Origin of the sequence: Pleomorphomonas sp. T1.2MG-36 (assembly GCF_950100655.1) — a bacterium.
Classification (GTDB): domain Bacteria; phylum Pseudomonadota; class Alphaproteobacteria; order Rhizobiales; family Pleomorphomonadaceae; genus Pleomorphomonas.
Window position 1 is genome coordinate 1 of record NZ_CATNLY010000028.1, and the last position, 403, is coordinate 403.

Annotated in this window: 1 protein-coding gene; it reads right to left on the minus strand. The window is 56.1% G+C overall.

Annotated features, from left to right (window positions below; all coding sequences use genetic code 11):
• Positions 1–403, minus strand: a 403-nt coding sequence (locus QQZ18_RS15775; RefSeq protein WP_284541906.1) for an autotransporter outer membrane beta-barrel domain-containing protein, incomplete at both ends; no start/stop codon positions are given.

Below are 403 nucleotides of genomic sequence, written 5' to 3' on the forward strand. Positions count from 1 at the left end.
CTGTATACCGCTGTAACCCATGTCAAAGCCGCTCAGTTTGCCACTGGCGAAAGAGTCCAGGCTTCCCCCGTAACCGCGAAGCCAGATATTACCTTCCTTGCTCTGATTTCTCAGGTCGCCCATCCGTTGCATCAGCGTGCGGTTTTCGACATAGTTCATCAGATAACCGACGTGGAGATAATTGCCGCCAGCATCTGCGGTCGTGGTTGGCTTAGGCGCGGGAGAGGGTTTTACGACGGGAGGCTGAGCCGGATCTGGTGTTGGATCAGGAGCCGGCTCCGGAGCTGTCCCGGAAGCGTAAAGTTCCCAGTTGGTCCCATTTTTACGCACATCATACAGATATCCCCCCAGCTCAACCTGAGAAGAAGCGGTGAATGAGGCCGCACCGTCGGGAGTCTGGACA